Source organism: Actinoplanes sp. G11-F43 (genome assembly GCF_050589265.1).
Taxonomy (GTDB): domain Bacteria; phylum Actinomycetota; class Actinomycetes; order Mycobacteriales; family Micromonosporaceae; genus Actinoplanes.
Window position 1 is genome coordinate 19,661 of record NZ_JBNZCE010000039.1, and the last position, 22,821, is coordinate 42,481.

The 22,821-nt window shown below is 66.6% G+C and carries 21 protein-coding genes and 1 pseudogene; 15 read left to right on the forward strand and 7 right to left on the reverse strand.

Annotated features, from left to right (window positions below; translation table 11 throughout):
• The first annotated feature begins 102 nt into the window (after positions 1-102).
• The 5 genes from ACQ0O7_RS35975 to ACQ0O7_RS35995 all read left to right on the forward strand — a co-directional run bounded on the left by ACQ0O7_RS35975 (position 103) and on the right by ACQ0O7_RS35995 (position 5,434).
• Positions 103-582 carry a nitroreductase family deazaflavin-dependent oxidoreductase gene (locus ACQ0O7_RS35975; RefSeq protein ID WP_430789153.1) on the forward strand — a complete coding sequence of 160 codons (480 nt, stop codon included), beginning with the start codon at positions 103-105 and terminating at the stop codon, positions 580-582.
• The gene (locus ACQ0O7_RS35980) at positions 579-1,700 is read left to right on the forward strand and encodes an acyl-CoA dehydrogenase family protein (RefSeq protein ID WP_430789155.1); all 1,122 of its coding nucleotides are present in this window, start codon (positions 579-581) and stop codon (positions 1,698-1,700) included. Before ACQ0O7_RS35975 ends, ACQ0O7_RS35980 begins: the two co-directional genes overlap by 4 nt.
• Positions 1,701-1,847: 147 nt before the next feature.
• The gene (locus tag ACQ0O7_RS35985; protein ID WP_430789158.1) at positions 1,848-3,338 is read left to right on the forward strand and encodes an IMP dehydrogenase; all 1,491 of its coding nucleotides are present in this window, start codon (positions 1,848-1,850) and stop codon (positions 3,336-3,338) included.
• 114 nt (positions 3,339-3,452) lie between these two features.
• Positions 3,453-4,730, forward strand: coding sequence for a hypothetical protein (locus tag ACQ0O7_RS35990; protein ID WP_430789160.1), 1,278 nt, complete (start codon positions 3,453-3,455; stop codon positions 4,728-4,730).
• The gene (locus ACQ0O7_RS35995) at positions 4,721-5,434 is read left to right on the forward strand and encodes a creatininase family protein (RefSeq protein WP_430789162.1); all 714 of its coding nucleotides are present in this window, start codon (positions 4,721-4,723) and stop codon (positions 5,432-5,434) included. The genes ACQ0O7_RS35990 and ACQ0O7_RS35995 overlap by 10 nt, the downstream gene beginning before the upstream one ends.
• Positions 5,435-5,532: 98 nt before the next feature.
• On the opposite strand, the pseudogene ACQ0O7_RS36000 reads toward ACQ0O7_RS35995, so the two are convergent.
• A pseudogene (locus ACQ0O7_RS36000) lies at positions 5,533-6,448 on the reverse strand (phosphotransferase).
• Positions 6,449-7,142: 694 nt separating this feature from the next.
• On the opposite strand from ACQ0O7_RS36000, the gene ACQ0O7_RS36005 reads away from it, so the two are divergent.
• The 4 genes from ACQ0O7_RS36005 to ACQ0O7_RS36020 are packed head-to-tail and all read left to right on the forward strand — an operon-like array spanning position 7,143 to position 13,142.
• Positions 7,143-9,200: an ABC transporter ATP-binding protein gene (locus ACQ0O7_RS36005; protein ID WP_430789164.1), complete on the forward strand. Its 2,058-nt coding sequence runs from the start codon at positions 7,143-7,145 to the stop codon at positions 9,198-9,200.
• On the forward strand, positions 9,197-9,508 hold the full coding sequence (locus ACQ0O7_RS36010) for a nucleotidyltransferase domain-containing protein (protein WP_430789166.1): 312 nt from the start codon (positions 9,197-9,199) through the stop codon (positions 9,506-9,508). The genes ACQ0O7_RS36005 and ACQ0O7_RS36010 overlap by 4 nt, the downstream gene beginning before the upstream one ends.
• A 26-nt stretch (positions 9,509-9,534) precedes the next feature.
• A complete protein-coding gene (locus ACQ0O7_RS36015; RefSeq protein ID WP_430789168.1) occupies positions 9,535-10,764 on the forward strand; it encodes a tyrosine-type recombinase/integrase in 1,230 nt (409 codons plus the stop codon).
• Positions 10,761-13,142: a tyrosine-type recombinase/integrase gene (locus tag ACQ0O7_RS36020; RefSeq protein ID WP_430789170.1), complete on the forward strand. Its 2,382-nt coding sequence runs from the start codon at positions 10,761-10,763 to the stop codon at positions 13,140-13,142. Before ACQ0O7_RS36015 ends, ACQ0O7_RS36020 begins: the two co-directional genes overlap by 4 nt.
• Before the next feature lie 50 nt (positions 13,143-13,192).
• Here the strand turns inward: ACQ0O7_RS36020 and ACQ0O7_RS36025 are convergent, their stop codons facing one another.
• On the reverse strand, positions 13,193-13,414 hold the full coding sequence (locus tag ACQ0O7_RS36025; protein WP_430789172.1) for a hypothetical protein: 222 nt from the start codon (positions 13,412-13,414) through the stop codon (positions 13,193-13,195).
• A gap of 91 nt (positions 13,415-13,505) precedes the next feature.
• On the opposite strand from ACQ0O7_RS36025, the gene ACQ0O7_RS36030 reads away from it, so the two are divergent.
• The 3 genes from ACQ0O7_RS36030 to ACQ0O7_RS36040 all read left to right on the forward strand — a co-directional run bounded on the left by ACQ0O7_RS36030 (position 13,506) and on the right by ACQ0O7_RS36040 (position 15,266).
• The gene (locus ACQ0O7_RS36030; RefSeq protein ID WP_430789174.1) at positions 13,506-14,111 is read left to right on the forward strand and encodes a hypothetical protein; all 606 of its coding nucleotides are present in this window, start codon (positions 13,506-13,508) and stop codon (positions 14,109-14,111) included.
• Positions 14,112-14,247: 136 nt separating this feature from the next.
• Complete coding sequence (locus tag ACQ0O7_RS36035; RefSeq protein WP_430789176.1) at positions 14,248-14,739, forward strand: hypothetical protein; 492 nt, start codon at positions 14,248-14,250, stop codon at positions 14,737-14,739.
• A complete protein-coding gene (locus ACQ0O7_RS36040; protein WP_430789178.1) occupies positions 14,736-15,266 on the forward strand; it encodes a topology modulation protein in 531 nt (176 codons plus the stop codon). Before ACQ0O7_RS36035 ends, ACQ0O7_RS36040 begins: the two co-directional genes overlap by 4 nt.
• 177 nt (positions 15,267-15,443) lie before the next feature.
• Here ACQ0O7_RS36040 and ACQ0O7_RS36045 read toward each other — a convergent pair whose 3' ends face one another.
• The 5 genes from ACQ0O7_RS36045 to ACQ0O7_RS36065 are packed head-to-tail and all read right to left on the reverse strand — an operon-like array spanning position 15,444 to position 19,150.
• Positions 15,444-16,346, reverse strand: a complete 903-nt coding sequence (locus ACQ0O7_RS36045; protein ID WP_430789180.1) for an S-4TM family putative pore-forming effector — start codon at positions 16,344-16,346, stop codon at positions 15,444-15,446.
• Between the two features lie 32 nt (positions 16,347-16,378).
• Positions 16,379-17,236, reverse strand: coding sequence for a CBASS oligonucleotide cyclase (locus ACQ0O7_RS36050; RefSeq protein WP_430789182.1), 858 nt, complete (start codon positions 17,234-17,236; stop codon positions 16,379-16,381).
• 30 nt (positions 17,237-17,266) lie between these two features.
• A complete protein-coding gene (locus ACQ0O7_RS36055) occupies positions 17,267-17,776 on the reverse strand; it encodes a hypothetical protein (RefSeq protein WP_430789184.1) in 510 nt (169 codons plus the stop codon).
• Positions 17,773-18,258, reverse strand: a complete 486-nt coding sequence (locus ACQ0O7_RS36060) for a hypothetical protein (protein ID WP_430789186.1) — start codon at positions 18,256-18,258, stop codon at positions 17,773-17,775. The genes ACQ0O7_RS36055 and ACQ0O7_RS36060 overlap by 4 nt, the downstream gene beginning before the upstream one ends.
• A complete protein-coding gene (locus ACQ0O7_RS36065; protein ID WP_430789188.1) occupies positions 18,245-19,150 on the reverse strand; it encodes an AAA family ATPase in 906 nt (301 codons plus the stop codon). The genes ACQ0O7_RS36060 and ACQ0O7_RS36065 overlap by 14 nt, the downstream gene beginning before the upstream one ends.
• Positions 19,151-19,255: 105 nt before the next feature.
• Between ACQ0O7_RS36065 and ACQ0O7_RS36070 the strand changes: the two genes are divergently transcribed.
• The 3 genes from ACQ0O7_RS36070 (at position 19,256) to ACQ0O7_RS36080 (ending at position 22,561) form a co-directional block, all read left to right on the forward strand.
• Positions 19,256-19,666 carry a helix-turn-helix domain-containing protein gene (locus ACQ0O7_RS36070; RefSeq protein WP_430789190.1) on the forward strand — a complete coding sequence of 137 codons (411 nt, stop codon included), beginning with the start codon at positions 19,256-19,258 and terminating at the stop codon, positions 19,664-19,666.
• Positions 19,667-20,311: 645 nt separating this feature from the next.
• Positions 20,312-21,136 carry a helix-turn-helix domain-containing protein gene (locus ACQ0O7_RS36075; protein ID WP_430789192.1) on the forward strand — a complete coding sequence of 275 codons (825 nt, stop codon included), beginning with the start codon at positions 20,312-20,314 and terminating at the stop codon, positions 21,134-21,136.
• 144 nt (positions 21,137-21,280) lie between these two features.
• Positions 21,281-22,561 (forward strand): ricin-type beta-trefoil lectin domain protein, encoded by a 1,281-nt coding sequence (locus ACQ0O7_RS36080; RefSeq protein WP_430789194.1) that lies wholly within the window; start codon positions 21,281-21,283, stop codon positions 22,559-22,561.
• The last annotated feature ends 260 nt before the right edge of the window (positions 22,562-22,821 follow it).

Below are 22,821 nucleotides of genomic sequence, written 5' to 3' on the forward strand. Positions count from 1 at the left end.
ACCGACTGCCCCACATCGGCGGCTCAGCCAACGCCACACCGCACCGCACCGGCATTGCCATCACCCCAGCACACGCCCCACGACAGCACAGGAGCGCCGACCATGACCGCCCCCGGCATCTCGCCCACCGACAGCCGCACCCCGGTCATCGCTCAACACGCCCGCACCTACGCCGCGACCGGCGGCCAACAAGGACAACTGTGGAACGGCGCCCCCACCCTGCTGCTGACCACCACAGGCCGAAAGACCGGCCTACCGCGCCGCACCCCCTTGATCTACGGCAGGCACCACGGCGGCTACCTGGTTGTGGCCTCCAACGCCGGAGCTAACGACCACCCCGACTGGTACCTCAACCTGCTGCAGAACCCACCCGTCACCATCCAGGTAGTCGACCAGGTCATCGAGGCCCGTGCCCGCCCCGTGGCCGGCGTGGAACGCCTGACGTGCTGGGCGATCATGACCGCCCGCTGGCCGGACTATGACTCCTACCAGAGCCGGATCTCTCGCGTCATCCCCGTCATCTTCCTCGAACCGGTGACGCCGGAACACCCGGCGGCGACGTCGGAGGGAGACCGGCCGTGAACGGCATCGACGTCACGCGCGCCGCGACCGCCGCAGCAGAGCACGCGGTATCCGCATCCGCGCCTGCAAACCAGGCCAACGACGACGACGCCGGTAAGCCGTCCAGCCAGTCGGCACCGACGCCCGCTACACGGGACGGCCTGCCTCGGAAAGTTGTCGACGGGATTCACCACAGTGGCCTGCTCAGGCACTTCGTGCCCGAGAACCTCGGCGGTGCCGACGGGCAGCTCGCAGACACCCTCGCACCGCTCATCCAGCTCGGCCGCGCCGACCCGTCCACCGGCTGGTGCGCCTCCCTGATGACATCAGCAGCACGCATGGCGACCCACCTGCCGGCCGCGGGACAACGTGACCTGTGGGCCGCCGGGCCCGACGTGATGATCGCCGCGACGCTTCGCCCGGCCGGTACTGCCACACCCGTCGACGGCGGCTGGCTGCTCGACGGACAGTGGCTCTATGTCAGTGGCATCACGCACTGCCAGTGGGCACTGCTCTCCACCACCAGCGGTGACGAGCAGCGGTTCATGCTCGTTCCGCAGAAGGCATGCGCCATCCACGACACGTGGAACGCGGTAGGAATGCGCGCTACCGGCACCCACACCGTGCTGGTCGAGCAGACGTTCGTCCCGCAGAGCCACTCCTTCACGCGCCAGCAGCTCATCCAAGGGCAGCACACGGCGGGCCGGTCGGTGCCGCACGAGGCGGTGTTCGGTCTCTTCTTCGCCGCACCGCTGCTGGGCGCTGCGCAGGGCATGCTGGAGACCTGGCGGCACCTCCGACGAACCCGACGAGGTGGCGAACACAGCACCTCCCGGGAACTCGGACAGGCAGTCGGCTACCTTGGCGCCGCCGAGGCGATGCTGTCCCACGCCGCTCACCTCGCCGACACCGATGGTCTCGACGACGAAGCGACCCTACGATGCCGGGTCTACCACGCCACCGCCGCCGACCTCATCGCCCAAACCACCGCCATGCTGTTCCGCACAGGGGGCACCGTGGCGGTAGACGCCAGCCACCCGCTGTCCCGCTTCTGGCGGGACATCAACACCGGACTGATGCACCCCGCGCTCGACCTGCCGATCGCGGCGGCCGACTACGCACGCCTCAGCCAGACGTGACCACCACCACCGCCACCGACGCGGACAACGGTCATCCGTCCAGGTGATATGTGCGATTCTTCCCGAACCACTACGGCTGGTAATGTCACCCGATTACCAGCTCAGCCAGCGCAAACATCAGCGAATCGACTGTCAAGGAGTGCAGCAGTGCGGATCCTGTCCGAGACCTCCCGCACCTTCGGTGAGTACCTGCTTCTCCCGAATCTCACCGACGAAAATTGCACCCCCGACCGGGTCGACTTGTCCACGCCTCTGGTCCGGCACGCGGTCGGGGAGCAGTCGCCGATCCGTATCGCGACGCCGATGGTCAGCGCGATCATGGGCGCGGTGTCCTCACCCCGCCTGGCGATCGCCCTCGCCCAGGTCGGTGGTCTGTCCTTCCTGCACCAGAACCAGCCGATCGACGAGCAGGCCGCCATGGTTGCCACCGTCAAACGTCACAAGGCCGGTTTCCGGCACAACGACGTCAACATCAAACCGTCGGCCACGCTCCACGAGGCCGACCTGCTGATGAAGGAGACCGGCCTCGACGTCGTTGTGGTGACCGACGACGGCACACCGTCAGGCCGCTTCCTCGGGCTCATCACCGGCCGGGACTACAACTTCCACCGCCACCAGCCCAGCGACAATGTCGAGTCGCGGATGGTGCCGGTCGCGGGCCTCATCACCGCACCGCAAGGGACGTCGCTCGAACAGGCCAACTCCCTGCTCTGGGACTCCCGGCAGGATGTACTCCCCATCGTCGATGCGACCGGCCAGCTGACCGCCCTGGTGCAACGCCGCGACTACGAGCTGCACGAGCAGTTCCGCAACGAGTCCGTCGACGCCGACAAACGGTTCCGTGTCGGCGCCGGCGTTAACACCCGCGACTTCACCGACCGGATCCCGGCACTGGTCGAAGCCGGTGCCGACGTGCTCTGCCTGGACTCCTCCGACGGCTTCTCCGTCTGGCAGCACCGCGTCATCGAGTTCGTCCGCGAGCGGTACGGCGACACCGTCCGCATCGGGGCCGGCAACGTCGTCGACGCTCGCGGCTTCCGCTACCTCGCCGAGGCCGGCGCGGACTTCGTCAAGGTCGGCATCGGTGGCGGCAGCATCTGCATCACCCGCGACCAGAAGGGCATCGGCCGCGGCCAAGCGACCGCCCTCGCCGAAATCGTCCCCGCACGTGATGCCTACGCAGAGCAGACCGGTATGTACGTGCCCGTCTGCTCCGACGGCGGCATCATCCACGACTCCCACATGGCCATCGCGTACGCCTTCGGCGCGGACTTCCTCATGCTCGGCCGCTACTTCGCCCGCTTCGACGAGAGCCCGGCTCCGAAGGTCCGCGGCGCCGGCGGCCAGGTCCTCAAGGAGTATTGGGGCGAGGGCAGTTCCCGTGCTCGGAACGCCGCCCGGTACGGGCAAGGCGACATGGTCTTCGAAGAGGGTGTCGATGGGTACGTCAACTACTCCGGCGCCCTGGCCGACACCGTGAAGGTCACCCTCGCCAAGATCCGGTCGACGATGATCAGTTGCGGCTCGACCACCCTCCGGCAGTTCCACGACACCGCGATCCTCGAGCCGGTCTCCCAGCAGACGTTCGTGCAGAACTCTGAGGAGGTCGACCGCAACGACCGACCGACCGTCGTCTGATCGAACCGCGCCTCGCCGCCAGCCGTCCCTGTTCAGCGGGTTGTGCCCTTCGCACGGTCTTTGGGACCATTTCCGGACTGTGACCGACGCCATCCGGACTGGGAAGGAGCGGCGGTGGCGCGAACCGAACCTCAGCGCAACGAACGGTTCCGCGTGGCGCGCACCCGTCTTCAATTCACGCGGCAGGCACTCGCAGACGCGGCGAACCAGCATCTGCCGCGTCTGCACTCCTTGAACGACAACGACATCGGCAAGATAGAAAGGGGCGTGGTTAGCTGGCCGGGCTCCGAGCGGCGTGCAGCACTCAGAAAGGTTCTTGGTGCCGCGACCGACGATGAGCTGGGCTTTGTCAATTCTCGTGCCATCTTCGCCGAGTCAGGCCCTGCCACACGGCGTGTTGAGCAGTTCGCACCGCCGGCGGATTCGCTCACTGCCGGCCGGCCCGACGACGTCGGTCTACCGGAAGGCGCTGATCCGCTCATAGCCTTCGCTGTCGGCGGACCGGTGAGTGGTCCATGGCTAGTCCTGCTGGACAACCTTGCGTCACTGGCTGAGTCCCTGGGGTGGAGCGCCGTCCGACCGTTGGCGGCTAAGCAGATGCAAAGCCTGGAAGCGCTCCGCCGGCAGGATTCCGAACTGGCCGGACTACTGACCGTGGCAGATGCGCGCTGGTCCGAGTTCATGAGCTGGATATGCGCCAACAACGGCATTCCCGGCGATGATTGGCTGCGCCGAGCACGCCACCGCGCGGAAGCCGCTGGCGATGCTGTAGTGGAGGCGTACGTACTCATGCGGCAGAGCCAGCAAGCGCTCGATGCAGGCAGTCCCACCTCGGCAGTGGCCCTGTCGCGCAAGGCGCTGCAATACGGCCCTCTACCGGCCCGCACTCAAGCACTGTGCCTGACGAGGCTGGCCGAGGGCCTGGCCTTAGCCGGCAACGAGTCAGGCCTGGAGGCCTTGGAGATCGCCCATCAAAGTGTGAAGACCGCTTCGACATCGCCGCAAGACCACATCTCCCGGCACTGCGACGTGCGGTACATCGACGGGATTCGAGCCCGCTGCCACTACCTGCTGGGAAACCATCAGGAAGCAGCGGCGCTTCTGACGGACGTCCTCGCGGACGAACAGCCAGCCGGATCGGTTGACCTCGGAATCTGGTATGCCTATCTCGCAGAGACCCACGCGTCACGCCAACCGGAGAAGAGCGCTGAGGCGGCGTTGCAGGCGCTAGCGTTGTCCCGGGCGGCAGACTCCGCACGCGTCACGCAAGCCCTGCTCCCCGTCGCTGTGACGCTCAGACCGCTTCGTGGTCTTGACCTCGTCGACAGATTCCTCCAGCAGCACAACGCAGCCGTTGCCACTCAACTGTCAGTATCGGAATCATGGACTTGATCACCCTTGCCACAACGGCGGACATCCGAGATCGCCAGCCTGGCATAGCGGTTCTGCCCGTCGGAAGTTTCGAGCAGCACGGCCGCTACCTTCCTCTGGCCACCGACACGATCGTCGCGTCAGCTATCGCCGGCGAACTCGAAACGTCGTACAACGTGCTCGTCCTGCCCCCGATCACCATGTCCTGCTCACACGAACATGCGGCATGGCCAGGGACTATCAGCCTGAGCCACCGCACCGTCAGCGCAATCATCGACGACGTGGTGGCCAGCCTCTCCGCTCAGGGCATCGACAAGCTGGCGATCATCAGCGGTCACGGAGGTAACTACTTCCTCAGCAACGTGGTCCAGTCCGCGAACGCGGTGACGCCCAAGTCCATGACTCTGTTCCCGGGCCGAGACGACTGGCGGAAGGCACGTCAGGATGCCGAGCTCGAGACGGACGACCATGAAGACATGCACGCCGGTGAACTCGAGGTGTCCATCTTGCAAGCGGTCACGCCCGACGCACTGCGAGACGGCTTCGAATCTGCCGATCATCGGTCCAACGCGCGGCCTCATCTGCTTATCGAAGGTATGGCGGCCTACACGAGTAGCGGCGTGATTGGCCTTCCCTCAGCTGGGACGGCAGCAAAGGGCAAGGCGATTCTGACCAGCCTCGTGGCGTCCTTCGGTGAGCACCTGCACCAGCTCAACGCAGCCTGAAAGCCAATTGCGCCGCCGTCAAGCGCCTCGTCCACACGCACCGAACGCCTACCACGCTCGGGCGGCTCGCCAAGAGGCCGCCCATGCATGGTTCGCGATCAACGGGGCAGGTCAGCGAACGGTGTCCATCGGGCATCGCCGTCGTTCTGCTGCACCGAACGCAACCGGGTAATGAACTCCAGCGCGACTCCCGGCGCCGAGGCCAGCAGTGGCACGGCGGCGACGACCATCTTCAGTTCTCTTGCTTCGCGAAACAAGGGCCAGTGCTGGTCGACGGTGACATCGCGCCCGTACGCTCGCGCCAGCTCGCGATGTCCGCTGCTGCGCTTGAACCTGACCTCGCCGACCGGCACCGCTGTCAGATCCACTTGCCAGGGACCGAGGCAGGTGGCGTCGAAGTCGCAGAGAACCGGCTGGCCGTCGTGGCGGCGTAGGACGTTGCCGAGATGCGCGTCTCCGTGAACCAGCACCGGTGTGTCTGCGTTTGACGCTTTGTCGAGTCGGTGCGCCAGGGAGTCGCACCACTGGAGGAGGAACTCCTTGTCCCGCTCGCCGAGCGCCTCCGCGTCGGCGAGGCGAGCACGGGCGTCACCGACAGGATCCCAAGCTGGAAGGGCAATCGGGGGAACCCCTAGCCGGTGGAAGTCGTTCAGCAGTCGTCCGAGCTCATCAACGGTGGGCGCTGGCGTTCGCGGCGGCAGGTAGGTCCAGATCGTGGCAAGCAGCCCGTCCTCTTCGATGGGTTGCCCAATGTCGGCCCCGAGGCGAATCGTTGGGGCTTGAACGGCGGCAAACCAACCGCCGAGGGCGGCGACCTTGCCGCCGCGCTGGCGTAGCCCGTGTGAGCGGGTTATGCGGATCACCAAGCCGGCCGTCGGCAGGGCGAACCGCGTTGTTGGTCAGCCGCAGCAGAGTCAGATCGTCGTGGAGCACCCCGAGCCGGTCGGCAATCCGTGTCGCTGTTCGGCGCATGGCAGCTTCGGTGAACCGCCCATTGGTTGGAACGGGCATCACGCTGTCGCTACCTTGCACCGTGGGTGCTTCACGTCATCGGCGAACTCCTGACGGCTGCAACTCAGCCGCCGGGCACGTTGGGACAGCACGTTCGGTACTCGGCGGGCGGCCGTCACCATGCCCCTTCCCACAACGATCCGCGGCGTTGCTAGAGCCCTTACGGTGACAGCGGACCGGTGGCCTTACAACCGAGCCTCCACGTCATCAAGACGAACGCCCAACCGCTCACAGCGCAGCGCCAAGTGGCGTACTAACGAGTATCAGCAGCTCAAGCGGATAATGCCCGTTCCGATTCCCTCTCGATTCCTCACGAACGACCTTCCACCAGCGACGCCTGTTGCCGGATCGTGGACTTACACAACACGCCTCGCCCGATTCGGAGACCGAGTGGCTCGGCATCGATTGCTTGCACCGGAAGGCGCCGATCGTTCGTGCCTCAAGCCGGCCGGACGTCGTTCCCGTCGCGTCCGCGCAATACCCGCGATCTGCATCAGCGACTTACCCCCGCGCGGCGCGCATCACCGAGACGTCGGTCCGCGTTCGTCGTCGTTGCCGCCACATTCCGGCACAGGTGCTGCCGCTCCGGCCAGCGACACGCGGCAGTCGTTCATATGTACGAATCAGATGCCCGAAACGACGTAAGAGGTCGCGTGCCCGACAGCCGACTCTCTCGACGGTCCGGTACCCGTAAGACGTGACCAGCTACCAGCCACCGGCACCCCGATCGACGTCTGACACAGCGGACCAACCGGCAGGAGGAGACGAGCAGGTCAGTGCCACAAGGGACCGCCACGACGCAGGAGAAGCCGGTCCCAGACGCGGCCACTCGAGCGCTGTCCAAGAAGTGCTGCCGGAGTTTCGGCCGAGCTGGTGGGAGACCGGGCTACGCGCCCGGGCGAACGCCAGCGTGTTCGGGGTCTTCGCCGAACTGCCGGGACTGATGCGGCGCGCCGTAAGGGTGGCGTGGCGGGCGGACCGGCTGCGTACGTCGTTGGTGGCCGTGGCGACCGTGGGCGCCGGGACGATGGCGGCTTTCGGGCTGTTGGCGACCCAGCGGATTTTGATCGAGTTGTTCGCCGGAGGCCCGACTCCGGACCGTGTGCGGGCGGTGCTGCCCGCCCTGGTGTGGCTGGCCGCGGTCACCGCGGTGCGCGGCGGACTCGGGATGCTGGTCGGATACGCCCTCAACGGCCTGACGCCGCGCGTGCACATGCTCGTCGAGCGAGAGTTGTTCGAGAACACGACTGCGGTCGAGCTACGGGCGTTCGACGATGACCAGTTCGCCGAGGGCATGGAACGCGCTACCCGGGGCACCGAGGCCGCGATCGACCTGGTGCAGACCACTATGAATCTGTTCGCCGGCTTGGTCAGTTTGATCGCCGTCACGGTGGCCGTGGTCGCCGTGCACCCGCTGCTGCTGCTCGCGTTGCTGGTCGCCACGGTCCCCGCCGGGTACGCCGCGCTGCGCGCCGGGCATGTGCGATTCCAGAGCTTCCTGGCGAGTTCGACGCGGCGGCGCCGACAGTGGGTGCTGCAGCGGCTGATGGCCGAACGGGAATCGGCGGCGGAGCTACGCTCGTACGGGCTGCGCCGCTTCCTGCTGCGGCTGTACGACAAGGTGATGGGTGCGCAGATCGCCGAGGAACTGCGGGTGGCGCAGCGAGTCACCACCACGACGAGTGTCGGCGCGCTCGTCGGCGGTATCGCGCTGGCCGGGGTGTACGTGCTTCTCGGTGTGCTGCTGATGCGGGGCCAGATTCCGCTCGCTGCGGCGACCACGTGTGTGATCGCGGTGCAGGCCGCCCAGCGTGCACTGGCCCAGGTGACATTCCAGATCGACCGGGTGTATTCAAGCGGTCAGTTCTTCAACGAGTACGTCCGTTTTCTCGCTACCGCGGCGAGCTACCTGCCGAATCTTGCTGCGAAAAGTCGCCGCGAGCCGGGTCCGGTGCCAGAAGGGCTGGTCGAGCTCACGGTTAACGAAGTGAGCCTGCGGTACCCGGACCGGGATCGACCCGCGGTCGACCAGGTGTCGTTCACCATCCGAGCGGGCGAGACGATCGCTTTGGTCGGTGAGAACGGCTCGGGCAAGTCGACCTTAGCAGCGATGATCGCCGGCCTGCGCGAGCCGACCAGCGGGGCGATCCTGTGGAACGGCTGCCCCTACGGTGAGTGGGACGCCGATGGGCTGCGCCGTCAGGTCGCGGTCGCCATGCAGGATCATCATCGATGGCCGTTCAGCGCCTCGACGAACATCGCGATGGGCGACATCGACGCCGACACCGACCCGGAACGCATCGAGGTGGCAGCGCAACGGGCTGCCGCGCACGACATGATCCTTGACCTGCCGCACGGCTACGACACCCTGCTCGACAAGACGTTCAAGGACGGCCAGGAGCTGTCCGGGGGCCAGTGGCAGCGCATCTGCGCCAGCCGGGCCTTCCTGCGCGACGCCCCGCTGCTGATCATGGACGAGCCGTCATCGGCGCTCGACCCACGCGCCGAGGATGCCCTGTTCCAGGCGCTGCGTAGTCGGCAGGGCCGGCAGACCACCATTCTGATCACCCACAGGCTGGCTAACGTCACCCACGCCGACCGCATCGTCGTACTCGAGCACGGGCACTTGATCGAGTCCGGCACCCATCAGCAGTTGATGGCTACCGGTGGGCTGTACGCCCAGCTGTTCACCCTGCAGGCGGCCGGCTACCAAAACCAACCCGCCGCTGTTGCCTCCGATGCCGGTGCCGCATGACCAGGCAGACCGCGGCCGATGCGCTGCCCAGGCTACCGAGCGCCCGAGCGACGTGGCTGAGCACGGCGACCACCGTGCTGTCGTCGCGACCGTTCGTGACAGCCGTCTGGCTGGAAGGATCGCTCGGTGGCGGTGTGGCCGACGCGTTCAGCGACATCGACCTGGTGGTGGCCGTCGACGAGTCAGCCCCGCCCGAGGTGTTCGCGGACCCGGTTTCAGGGCTGGGTTTGCCAGGCCGTCTGCTGTATGTCCGGGACAAGCCGATGTGTGTTGACCGAACTAAAGCCTTCGCGCCTACTTGCTCATAACAGGGCAGGAAGGGACATTTTGGTCCGTGACCTCCACTTCCTTCCGGCCCGAACCGCACCTCGTTGTCGTGGAGCGGCTCGGCTCGGTCGTAGCTGCCGCCGGGCCTTTGCCCTGGATCTTGCGGGACGCGAACGGCGTTGAGCATCCTGCGACGAGCGACTACTTGCGGCACATGTTGGCGTGCGATTACAGCCCGGGCAACCTGCGGTCGTACGCTCTCGCGCTGTTGCGATGGCTGCGGTTCCTGCGGGCCGTCGATGTCGACTGGCAACGTGCCCAACGTGAGGACACCCGCGACTTCGTCTTGTGGATGCGAACTTCCGCGCCCGCTCGACCTGCAGGGCAACGGGTGGCCGGCACCGTGAATCCGCGGACCGGGAAACGGTGTCTTGGGGCGACGTTTGCACCAGCCACGATCAACCACAACCTGGCCGTGATCAGCAGCTACTACAGCCATCAAATCAGCCAAGGGTCCGGGCCGCTGCTCAACCCCGTGCCGAAGCGAACGGCGCCGCGCGGTGGCCGAGCCCATGCCCACCACAACCCGCTCGAGCCCTTTCGGCAGCCGCGCCGCGGCGCCTATCGCCAACGCGTGCCGCAGACCAGTCCACGGGCGATACCCGATCGCATGTTCGACGAGCTGTTCGCCGCGATGCGCTCCAACCGCGATCGGGCCTTGCTCGCGCTCTATGTCTCCTGCGGCGCTCGTCCTGCCGAGTTGCTCGGTCTGACCGGCGCAATGATCAACTACGGTGAGCAGCTGGTGGGCGTCATCCGCAAGGGATCGCGTGCCCTGCAGTGGCTGCCGGCCTCTCCGGATGCCTTCGTCTGGCTGGTTCTCTACCTGAACGAATTGCCCACCGGACTCGTCACCACCGACACGACCGTGTGGTGGACGTTGCGTCGGCCATGGCGGCAGCTCAACTACGACGCGCTGCGCGCGGTGCTGCGCCGGGCAAACGAGCAGCTCCTCACCAACTGGACTCTGCACGATCTGCGACACACCTACGCCATTCGCATGGCCGACGACCCGAAAGTCCCGCTGGTCAGCCTTCAAACGCTGCTCGGTCACGCCCACCTGACATCGACACAGCGCTACCTGCTGCCCCGTCTTGAGCAGGTCCTGGCCCACGCCCGCGATCACTATCGCCGGCAGGCCATCCCTGAACCGGCCGAGCACACGCCAGCCGAGAACCTCGGCTACGACCACGGCGATCTCCATGAACTCTTCGGCTGGCAGGAACTACGCCGATGACCCTCACTCAGGCAACGCAGCCGGAAGTCATCGCGCCCCGAAGCGCCTCTTCGGCGGCGCCTGCGCCGTCCTGGCCAGCGACCCAATGGACCCACTCCGACATCGTCGAGCGAGCCCGGAGTCTGCAGGTCGGATCTCGAACCAACGAGAAACGCACGACGCGCGCGACTGCAACCAACAGGCTCCTGACCTGGCTCGCGTCGTTCCCCGGCGCAACGTGGCAGGAGCGATGGCAAGCCTCCGGCTCCAACGAAGCGCTCAGTGCCTGGAACGAGGCCCCGACCGACTTCACCTGCAATAACACGCAGCCGCAGGTCTCCCGGGCAGCCAGCCGCCGCAGCGCCATGGTCGGCCTCACCATGCTGCTCTGCCTCGGCGTGATCAGACCCAGCTACAAGTTCCTTTTCGCCATCCGGGTCAAGTACACCTACGCCTTCATACAGGCGCTGACGGATGCCGAGTTCTTCGCCGAGGCGTTCACCCGCTGCCACGATGAAGGAATCACCGGGCGGAACCTGTTCGGCGCCCTGAACCACATCACCCGGATCGTCATGCACACCGGCCGTCCTCCACGCGAGCTGACCACCGACGACCTGCTCAGCTACTACACCGAAGTGGTTGCGTTCCAGCACCTCGGAGGCATGGCGGTGAGCTGGGACATCATGCAGAGAACGGGGGTTTTCCCGCCCGGCACGCCCACCCTTCGCGCCGCCCGGCAACGCGGACAGCTCACCGTCGCCGAAATGGTCGACTCCTACGACGTCCACTGCCAACCGATCCGAGACATGCTGGTCCGCTACCTCAGCGAGCGCGCTCCCTCGGTCGACTACAACACCCTGGCGAAGAGCACGAGCATCCTGGTCAGCCTCTTCTGGAAAGACCTTGAAGAGCACCACCCCGGCATCGACTCGCTGGATCTGAGCCCCGAGGTCGCCCGCGGCTGGATCGAACGGGCGCACGTCCAACAGACCGGACGCGGCAAAGGGCAAAAACGCCAGACCGTCTACAGCAACTTCTTCCTGGTCCGAGCCTTCTACCATGACATCGCCCAGTGGGCGCTCGAAGAGCCATACTGGGCCAGGTGGGCGGCACCCTGCCCGGTTCGTGACGAGCACGTTCGCGGCGCCCTGAAACACCAACGAAGCCGCCGCGCCCGGATGCACCAGCGAACTCGAACCCTCGCTCCACTGCTGCCTCACCTCATCAGCAGCATCGAAGCCCGCCTCCGCTATGTCGAGCAACTCTCCACGGCGGCGAAGCAGACACCCGTGGACGCCACGTTCGCGGTCGACGGCGAACTGTTCGTCCGCACCCAGGCGCGGAGCGACACCCTCGCGCGCGGGCAAGGCGGCGCCCGCCACCTGCGATGCCGGCGGCTGGCCGACGACCAGGCCCTCGACCTCACCCAGGATGAGGACGACGCCTTCTGGACCTGGGGCTGCGTCGAGACTCTGCGCCACACCGGCGTCCGCATCGAGGAACTGCTCGAGCTCACCCACCTGGCCCTGGTAACCCACCGCCTCGCCGACACCGGCGAGGTCGTCCCCCTTCTCCAGATCGTCCCGTCGAAACAGGACGAGGAACGAGTTCTGCTCGTCTCCCCCGAACTCGCCCACGTACTGGCACGAATCGTCCACCGCGTCCGGGCCGAGAAGGAGAACATCCCGCTGGTAGCTCGCTACGACCCTCACGAGCGCGTTACCGGGCCACCGCTGCCGCACCTGTTCCAACGCTGGAACGGGACCGAGCGGCGCATCTTGACACCAGGAGTGGTGCAACGGCTCATCACCGACGCGCTTGAGCGACTCGGCCTGCGCGGGCCAGACGGCAACCCGGTGCGCTACACACCCCACGACTTCCGCCGCATTTTCGCCACCGAGGCCGTCGCCGCCGGCCTGCCCATCCACATCGCCGCGAAGCTGCTCGGCCACCGAAGCCTCGACACCACCCAGGTCTACACGGCGGTCTACCAGGACGATGTCCTGCGCCAACACGCCGCCTTCATCGCCCGCCGCCGTGTCGAACGCCCCGCAGAGGAATACCGGGAACCAACCGCGACCGAGTGGGCCGAGTTCGAAAGGCACTTCACCCGACGCAAGGTCGAACTCGGCACCTGCGCCAGACCATACGGAACCCCGTGCCGCCACGAACACTCGTGCCTTCGCTGCCCAATGCTCCGACCCGACCCCGCCCAAGCCATGCGCCTCGCGGAAATCATCACCAACCTGCACGAACGGATCCGAGAGGCAACTGACCGCGGATGGCTTGGCGAGGTCGAGGGACTGCAAGTGAGCCTCGCCGGCGCCCGCCAGAAACTCACCCAAATGCGCAAACTCCGCCAGACCACAATTGCCCTCGGGCCTACCCGAGTCAGATAGACCTCGACGAGGTTCGCTGACCCCGCGCGCGGTGCGCATGCGTTCCTCCCTCACCGTCCGCTCTCGTCGCGGCGCGCGAGCGATGCGAGCATCCGGTGGGGTGCGCCGATCATGCGCATTACCGCCCGGGCGTCGGCCCGCTTGGCCGAGTCGTTGCTGAACACGGCAGCAAAGCCAGACGCCACGAACACCATCGTCCAGGCGCAGACGATGATGCCGATGATCACCATCGCCGGCTGCGGAATGGTGAAAGCGAGTTCTTCGGTGGTCACGGTTCGACTCTGCGCGTACACCCCGGTAAACACCACGGGATAGGTTTCTCAGCAAAGGGTCGAGGTTTCTCATCTTTCCAGGAGTGATGCCATGGGCACCGACGAAGGCACCGCGAACGTGCCGAACGCCATGATCTCGCTCTGGATGCCGGACGAGGGTCGACAGGCCTTTGTGGGGGCCTTCACCGAGAAGCAGACGGAGCTCGTGATGGACGTTTCCTATGACCCGCCCGAAGGGTCCTTCCGGTATGCAGCCGTCGTGCGACGAGTCGAGGATGGGCCGGTGACATGGCCCGTGATCGAGGCTGTGACCATCAGGGTCAAGGACGGCGTTCCGTTCGGCGATGCTCCGATCGATCGCAAGGCCATGGATGATCTCCCGCTGGCGGAGTTGGTGCGCAACGCGTTCGATGCCCTGCACTGGGACCTCGAGAAATGGGCTAGCGCGATCGGACGATTTCCTCCGCCGCGCCGAGGCGAGGGATATCCGGAGGAGCACTACAAGCAGATCGCAGGTGCATACCGTGCGGCGGAGGCAGCCGGCGTCCCACCGAGAGCCTTCATCATGAAGACCTGGCAGATGTCGGGCGCCGAGGTCAGCCGCTGGATCAGTAGAGCACGCGACCTGGGGTTCCTCGCTGCGCCTCGCAAGTCGGCCGGCGGCCGCCCTCGCCGTACTGCTGAAGATCGTCCCTAAGGTCCTCTCGAACTGCGGCCGATGCCCTCGACCACATGGCCGGACTCCGCGATGACCAGAAAATCGACCATCTTCACTAGTCCGGAAAAAGAACGCGCCGACCGGCGGCGCCTACCGGGCGGTCTGCGTCGAGCTGGTGACGCTGCCGGTCCTGGTCGACCTCTACCTGTGGCCGACGGCGACGGCCACGATGTCCGCCACCGCACGACTGCTGTATCAGCGCGGCGATGAGCGACCGCCGCGTAGCGACCTCGGGTTCCTGCCGCTGATCAGCCCGTACCCCAGCGGCGACACCCGGGACAGCGACCCGTACCAGCCGCAGACCGTGCCGATGCTGGTGCAGCTCGCCGCGAAACACGTCGCCCGCGGCGATCACGAACGGCACGCCAAGATCCTCCGGCAACTCCAGGTCCGACCGGCTGATATCGGTGCCGCCCTGCTGCGCAGCATCCTTGCCGCTCGCGTCGACTCGATGGCTCACCCCCAGCTACGAGGCGCGGTCGCCGCAGTGCAGCGGCTGGTCGATGTCGCCGAGCGCACAGCCGACACACCGAGCCGGGCGGCATCGCTCTCTCCAGGAGATAGTCGGTGGCCTGGCCATCTACTCGGCGAACCCGGCAGCCGATGACAGCGAACCGCATGCGCAAGATCGTCATCGTCGGTGCCGGGGGCGCCGGCAAGACCGTGCTGGTCAACCGGCTCAGCACCCAGCTGAACATCCCGGTGACCCACCTGGATGCGTTGCGCTACGACGCCGACTGGAACCTGGTTCCCGAGGACGAGTTCGCGGCCCGCCAGCGCAAGGCGGTCGCCGCTGATCAGTGGATCACGGACGGCAACTCCCTGGCCACACTCCCTATACGCGCTGCTGCTGCGGACACCGTCATCGTGGTGGACCCGCCGCCGCTGGTCTGCCTGTGGGGCATTCTGCAACGCCGCTGGCGCTACCGCGGCGGCCAGCACGCCGACGGGGTTTTCGACCGCATCACCTGGCCGTTCATCCGGTACGTGATCTTGTATCGGCATCGGCACCTGGCCCGCACGCTGGCCTGCATCGCCCAGCACGGGCCGCACGCCACAGTGGTCCACTTGACCAGCCGCCGCCAGGCCGAACAGTTCGTCGCCCGACTCAGTCGCCGGGAGGGCAGCCTATGATCGACCTGTCACGGTATGCGAGCGACCCGGCCTTCGCCGCGACGTGGATCGTGATCGATTTCGTTATCTGCCGAGGGGTTATGTCTCACGTCAGCCGACAGATCGGGCAGCAGGAACGCGGGAGCACATCAACGTCGATAAAATCTGGATCACGGGCACGGGCTGGTGTGGTGCGGGTCAGGCGATGCCGTGTGCTCGGGCTTCAGCGACCAGGTGTTCAGCGGTAGCGCGCATTGTGGCTTCTTGGCGCTGCCGCACCCGGTTATGGAACCAATTTGGGATTGATGCGCCGTTCTGCCGAAACTGCAGGATCTTGTCCTGCACGGCGCGGCAGTCGACGGTCGTGACGGCGGTCGGGTCGGCCAGGCCGCGACGCCACAGGTTCAGGACTTTGCCTTCGGCGCTGGCTTTGCTGGTGGCGGTGTCGAGGTTGGACCGCACCATCTCATAGAGCTCTTTGAGTAGCGATAGCTGGGGGACGACGAGCGCGATCAGCGCCTCCACGACGCCCATGTGGCCCGCGACCATGATGAGCGCGGACACCGCGAGCAGGGCGAGGATCACACCGGTCAGGGTCGCGGCCCATTTGCGGTGCGCGGACGCTCCCCAACCGAGGTTGCTGTTCTGGCAGATCAGCACGTTCATCGGGTAGGGCACGGTTGCGGTGTCGGGATACCAGTCCCGCAGATCGCTACGGTCGCCTTTGAGGCGGTTTGCGGCCGCGGTGATGGTACTGGTGGTCGGCCGGTCCGCGCACATGTCGTTCCAGGTCAGGCCGAACAGCATCACGTCGAGTTCTTCCTGGACGCAGGATGCCTCCTTGATTTTGCGTTTCTCCCGGGCGCCACCCAGGATGCCGACGACCAGCAGGATGAGGCCGGTGACGACACCGATCGACGTTCGCCATGCCGGGAATGCGAGGGTGGCGACAACGCTGCCGAGGGCCCCGGTAGCGGCGATGGCGAGCCGTGTTCCCTGGATCGTTTTGGCGTCGGTATATAGCTGCCGCTGGGCGGCCAGCAGAGTCAGGGCCCGTTCGCTGTTCTGGGCGGTGGCGATATTCGGGTGCGCAGCGGTCATCCGCTCGGTGTCCTCGACGGTCGGCGTGGTGGTTACGGTCGGGGCATGCGCCAGCCGAACAGGGTCTTCCAGGTTTCGACGGCGGAGCGGTCCTTGCCGTCGTTCTCCAACAGCAGGGCCTGCTCGCAGGTCTGCTGCCAGCTGAGAAGGGTCGCGGCGAGCTGCTGGCGGTCGTACGCGCTCAGGCCCCCGTTGACATCTGGGCCGAGGCCGGCCGGGTCCGGCCAGTTGTCGGTGATCTGCTCGGCCGCCGAGGCGAGGAACCAGCGGATCTCGTCGCGGTACCGGCCGAACGGCGGGCGGACCAGGTCCAAAGCCATCACCTCGATGAGGAAGGCCGGCGCGATCGGGTCACCGGCTTCGCGGTTGATGCCCTTGACCATCTTGACGAACGGTACGAATTTGCCATCGCACGCCTTGTTCTTCGTGGTCACCATTTGCGCATGGATGTTCGGGTCGGTGGCCATCCATCCGCTTCCGCATGGCATGAGGAACCCGCCGCCTGCGCGGGCGAACACGGGTGCGATCTCGTAGGAGGCGACGTCCTCACCGGCGTACTCGACCAAGGCGACGTAGTCGTCGCCGGTGACGTTGGGCCAGCGCGTCGACAGGACCTGGCACAGGGCGTTCACGGCGGCGGTACCGGTACCGCCGGCGAGGGGGCCCTGCGGACCGTCGGGGTCGACGACGATGAAGATGTCGACGTCCTTGAGTTTCTTGGTCTTGGTGTGCCGGTCGTAGCTGCCGGTGATGAAGTCCCCGGTGGTCGTCCAGGCGCGTTTGACGTGGTCGCGGATCAGGGCATGCCGGGATTGGGCTAGGTCCTGTTCGGTCTGGCTGATCTCCAGATTCTTTTTGAGTCCGTCGAAAGCGTCGTCGATGTAACCCATGGTGAGGCTCTACTCCGATCGTGGAATCTTCTATTTGCCGGTGAGGTAGCGCAGGCTCGCGCTGCCGTGTGGTGCTCCGGCGAGCGTCCCGAAGCTGGTCGAGCGCATCCCGTCAGTGCCGGCCCGGCTGCCGGGTGACCAGCCGGGCTGGGGAGTGCGGGTGGTGCGGAAGGTGACGAACAGTCGGTAGGTGGTGCCGCGCGGCACGGTGCCGAGTTTGGCGAGGTACCGGGCGAGGCTGGCGCGGTCGGCGGTGAACGTCTTGTCGGCCGCGCCGGTGCTGGTGTACGTGACAGGGAACTCCAGGATCGGGTCGACCACACCGCTGGGCCGGTGGCACTCTAGGACGACCGTGTCCAGGGATTGTTCGGCGATCCAGGCGCTGATGGCGCTTTCGTCCTGGGCCCAGGTGGAAAACAAGCGGGTCGCGTCGATACCGAGATGACCGAGGATGTCCGCGATCGAGCCGAGGATGATGTCGGCCAGGTGGGTGGCGGTGTGCACGATCGTCCACGTGCTGGTCGAGGTCGAGGTGCTCATGAGCGTTCCAGGCGGCCGAGGGCAGCCAGATCGACCAGCCCAGCCTTCGAGCTCGCGGCCACGGCGGTGGCTTCCTCGGGTGGTGCTGCGACCGACAGGTGGGCGGACTGCTGGACGGCGGCGGCCAGCGGAACGGCGAAGTTGGCGGGGTTGGGCAGGTACAGCACCCAGTCAGAGGTGGCGTTCGCGCCGCCCGGCACCGGGTTCAGGTTTTCCTGCACCTCGGTGACGGCGCCGCCAGTGGCCACCGTGATGCTGACGTGCAGCGGCCCGGAGACCAGCACGGCCGCACCCGTCTCGAGGTGGCCGGCGGCGATGAGTGCCGGGCCGAGCCCGCGCAGCGGGGCCAGCGCCGCACTGACCGTATCGGCGGTGACCAGGCCGGAGACGGCGAGGGTGTCGCAGATCAATGCCGCGGCGGTCTCCCATGCCGCGGTCGCGGTCCGCTGGGGCGGGCCGGCAATTGTTCTAGAACGCTGCATGGGTTCCCTTTCCGGTAGCGCGGCGGGCTGAGGCAACCCGGTGGGCGGTCTGACGCAGGTCGTCAACGGTCAGCCGATCGGGCCGCTGGACGGTTTCGAGGCGGCCGGCCATCGCCTCGGTGACCGCTTTGCGGATCTGTCGGCCGTCGGTGCCGGCGAGCAGGCTCGCCACCTCCTTCAGGCCCGGGTCGTCGGCCAGCTCAGCCAGGGCGGGGAACGCGGCGGCCATGTCGCGCAGCGTGCCCGCCAGGATCGCCAGAGCAGCCTCAGCGTCCGGCGGGGGAACCTCGACCGCGACGTCGGCCCGCGACAGGAACGCCGTGTCCAGCGCCCCGGTGAAGTTGGAAGTCGCCACGACTAGCAGATGCGGATAGCGGGCGGCGTTGTCATCGAGCGCGGTGAGCACCGCGTCGGTCGCCCGGTGCACGTCGGCCGGGTTCGCCGACAACGACGCCTCGCTGCGCGCCACGGCCATCGACTCAACCTCGTCCAGCAGGATGACCGTCGGCAGGCCGTCGTCGGCCAGCGCCGGGACATGTCCGGTCAGCAACTCGGTCACCTTCTGCTGGGACTGCCCGTGCTCGGCGCTCATCAGCCCGTGCGGGTTCAACTCGATCAGCCGCGCCCGGCCACCGACCATCACCGGGGCCAGCTGCTGCGCCAAACCCCGCGCGAGGGTGGTCTTGCCCGTCCCCGGCGGGCCGTACAACAGCATCAGTCCGTGCAGCGCGGTGGCCTCGAACGGCAGCCGGTCTCGCAGGCGCAGGCTCAGCACCGCCCATCGCAGCAGCCGGTCCTTAACCTGCGGGTCCACGATGATGGAGTCCCAGGTCCTCGCGTAGCGGGCGTGGGGCAGTACCACGTTGTTCGTCACGGTCTCAGCGACGTTCACTGCGTTCTCCTTCGGTAAGTGCGAAGTCACTTTGCAGGTTTGCTAACTTGCTTCGCAAGTTGTTTTACCCGTTCGGGGTCTATCTGCACGGCCTAGGCTGGGGCCATGGCACGCGGCGCATCATCCCCGACGGGTACGACAAATTCAGATACGTCACCGGCGCCTGATGCCGCGCAGGGGTCCGTCGGCGAGACACTGCGGCGCGCCCGGCAGTACCGCCGGTGGAGTCTGCGCGAGGTTGAACGCCGCACCGGGCGCCCCAACGCCTACCTGTCGCAGATCGAGCGAGGCGTCATCCGCCAGCCGGACCCGGCCGTAATCTGGGAGTTGGCCCAGCTCTACGAACTGGACTTCACCCTGCTGGCACAATGGCTTGGCCTGACCGAAGCCGACAACGGCGAGGCCACCGCCGATGTCACCAAGAAACTCATCTCCCTGGTCCTCAGCCTCACCACGGATCAGAAACTGCGCGCCGTAGATCTTCTGGAACAACTCAGCCGTCACGAGCGAACTTGACGGCAAGGTCGCCGTCGAGCGGCAACCGAGGCGGCTACTGTCTGATCCCCTGACCAGAGCACGACGCCGCGTCACCTGGCGTAATGCTGGTATGACACCACTGCCTAGGGTCAGTGCGAGCGCCTGACAGGGCCAGTCGTACCAGGTCCTGCCAGGGGGTAGTACTCAAGTGCAGGAGGGCGTTCTCCAGGCTTGGCGAACCAAACCGGGGCATTGGCGGCACGTGTCGGCCCCCGCTCGCTGAGCTTCCCGCAATCCGGGCAGGCCACCGCAGCCGATGAGGTCCGGGCAATCACGCCCACCATCGTTCGCTGATCGAGCACCACCGTCACTGCGCCCGAGCCGTTTGTCTAACAGTCCCCGTGTCCACTCACGATTCGGTGTACAACGACACGCACAACGGCATTCGTGACCACCGGCGTGTGACCGGGCGCACTACGGTGGGTCCGTGGTCGCTCACAGATGGACACTGCTGCCCAATCAGCGCGGCGCGTTGATGCACCGTATCGATCCGGATCGCGACGGACACGTGATGTGCGGGCGGCACGGCCCGGTGCGGTCACAGGCTGCCGGAAGGAGTGCGCCCGAGACTGACACCACCGGGCGCCGGACCGGGGGCCTGTTCGGGTGTTGGTTGGAGGACTGGTGAGTGCCGGACAGAAGCCGAGAAGATCGTTGGCGCCCCTGCCCGACGGGTTGCCGGCCCCGGTGTCGGCTTTGGCCGAAGAGATGCGCCTTGGGCGCGAAATTGTTGATCTGAGTTTGTCCGGCCTTGCCCGGCAGGTGCTTTCGTCGAAGGCGTCGGTGAGCCGGTGGCTTTCCGGGGCGGCGGTGCCCACACGCGAGCAAGCGTGCCGTTGGGCTCAGGTGTGCGGGACCAGCGCGGCTCGGATGGGCGAGCTTTGGGACGCCGTCGAGGTGCTGCAGGATCCTTCGGTTCAGCATGCGCAACGAGGCGTTCAGCCGCGTTCGGCCGGCATGCTCAGGTGGTTCCGGGAACACCGGTGGTGGGTATCCGGGGCTGTTGCACTGCTGGCTGTGGTGGTTTCGGGCGCCGTGTACACGTACCGCATTGGGCGTTGCCCGTCGCACCGGGTCGCCCTGCAGGTTCCGTCGATCAGCGGGAGGTCCATGGGGGTGGCGATGCGCCCCGCGTGTGCCCTCGCTGAGGACCGCACCTACCTTCTGATCGAGGAAGTCCCGGACGTGGACCCGGGCAACCCACACAGCGTTTACTTCGCCAAGGCGTACCTGATCCGCCCCGAACGTGGTGTGACCTCGTCGCACCAACTGTTGTTGGAGGAGCCGGTCGGCACGAGAGCAGCGTTTTATGTCATCAGTGTTGATGACAGTGGCCGGCACGCCCTCGAGCAGAACAAGGTGGTGGACGAGGGCGTGCTTGAGCTGCCGCGCGGCACACGGGTGGAGTCTGAGGTGATCTGGCACGTAAAGAAGTGGCAGGGGTCGTGAGGCTAGCCGGCTCTCCTGTTTCAGCCGTTCCAGAATGGTTGCGTTCCCGCAGCTCAGAGGGGTGGAACAGAGCCTGAGACGTTCCATGGGTTGGGCCGCGGCTGCCAGAGCTCAAGCTGGGTCGGCAACCCTTTCGTCCAGCTCGTGAAGGCGGCCTGCATGACGTCTTGTATCTCTCCGAACGCCGAGGCGCGCTCGTTCGGCGCCCGCAGCACCCGATCCTGGATCATTCTGATCACCACCGTTGCGGCCGTGTTTGTCGTGGCACCGAGCGCGCCCGCCGTGGCGTTGCCACCCAGCGGGCCGATCACCGGGATCGCCTGGAAGTGTCTCGACAACAAGGACGCGGTCCTCACCGACGGCAACCCCATCCAGCTACGGACCTGTGACGGGTCCACCCAGCAGCGGTGGTGGATGCCGGGCGACGGGACGATCCGGGTACAGGGCAACCATTGCCTTTCCGTCAAGAACGCGGGCACGGTCTCGACCACCCCGGTGTGGCTGTGGGACTGCAACGCTGGCCCCGCCCAGGTGTGGACCATCACCGCCCAGGGCGCGATCGTGAATAACAACTCTGGGTTGTGCCTGGCCGACAAGGGGGCCGGCACCACCGACGGCAACCCGATCTGGGTGTACACCTGCGACGGCGGCCCCGCTCAGGTCTGGCGGGTACCAGCATCGGCGAACGACCCTTCCGGCGAGCCGTTGCCGGCCGGCGACCGGCCCGGCTGGCGGCAGGTGTTCACCGATGACTTCTCCACCGCTGTACCTCGCGGCAGCTTCCCGGCCGCAGTCTCCGCCAAGTGGGACGCCTACAGCGGGTTCAAGGACACCTGGGGCAACGGCACCCACGACCCGGGCAAGGTCGTCAGTGTCTCCGCGGGGTTGATGAACATCAACCTACACACCGAGAACGGAGTGCATCTGGTGTCCGCCCCGGTGCCGAAGATCGCCGGTCACGCCAGCGCTTACGACGGTCTGACGTACGGCCGGTACGCTGTCCGGTTCTGCGTCGATCAGCCGGCCAACCTCGCCGGGTACAAGACCGCGTGGCTGCTCTGGCCGGACTCTGAGCCCGGCTACCCGGGCGGCAACTGGAACCGGGGGGAAATCGACTTCCCGGAGGGCAACCTTAACGGCACTATCGAGGCATTCATGCATTACAAAGGCAACCCGCGCACTCAGGATGCCTACTCGACCACGGCTCGTTACGGCTCCTGGCACACGGCGGTCACGGAGTGGACCCCGCAGAGCGTGAAGTTCCTTCTCGACGGCGTCACCATCGGCGCCACCACCAACACGGCTGTTATTCCGAGCACCCCCATGCATTGGGTTCTGCAGACCGAGACCACGCAGACAGCCCCGGCCGATTCCGCCAACGGCAACGTGCAGGTCGACTGGGTCGCCATCTGGGCGCGCACCTGACCGCACAGGGCGGCATTTCCGCAGCCGACCGCGCGCGGGGAGCGCTGCCCTAGTTCAGCCGGTCGAGTGCGGGCGGCCTCGCTGCGGCCTCGCAACCTTGACCGCTCATCTGTACCCATCATCCGAGAATCGAGAGGATCTTCATGAGAGCGACATCGAGCCATGCCGGGCGTATCCACGCGGTGCTGGTCAGTACGAGTGTGCTACTCACCTTCTGTGTCGGGGCGCTGCTGGGTGGTGCGGTGGGGGGGGGGGCGGGG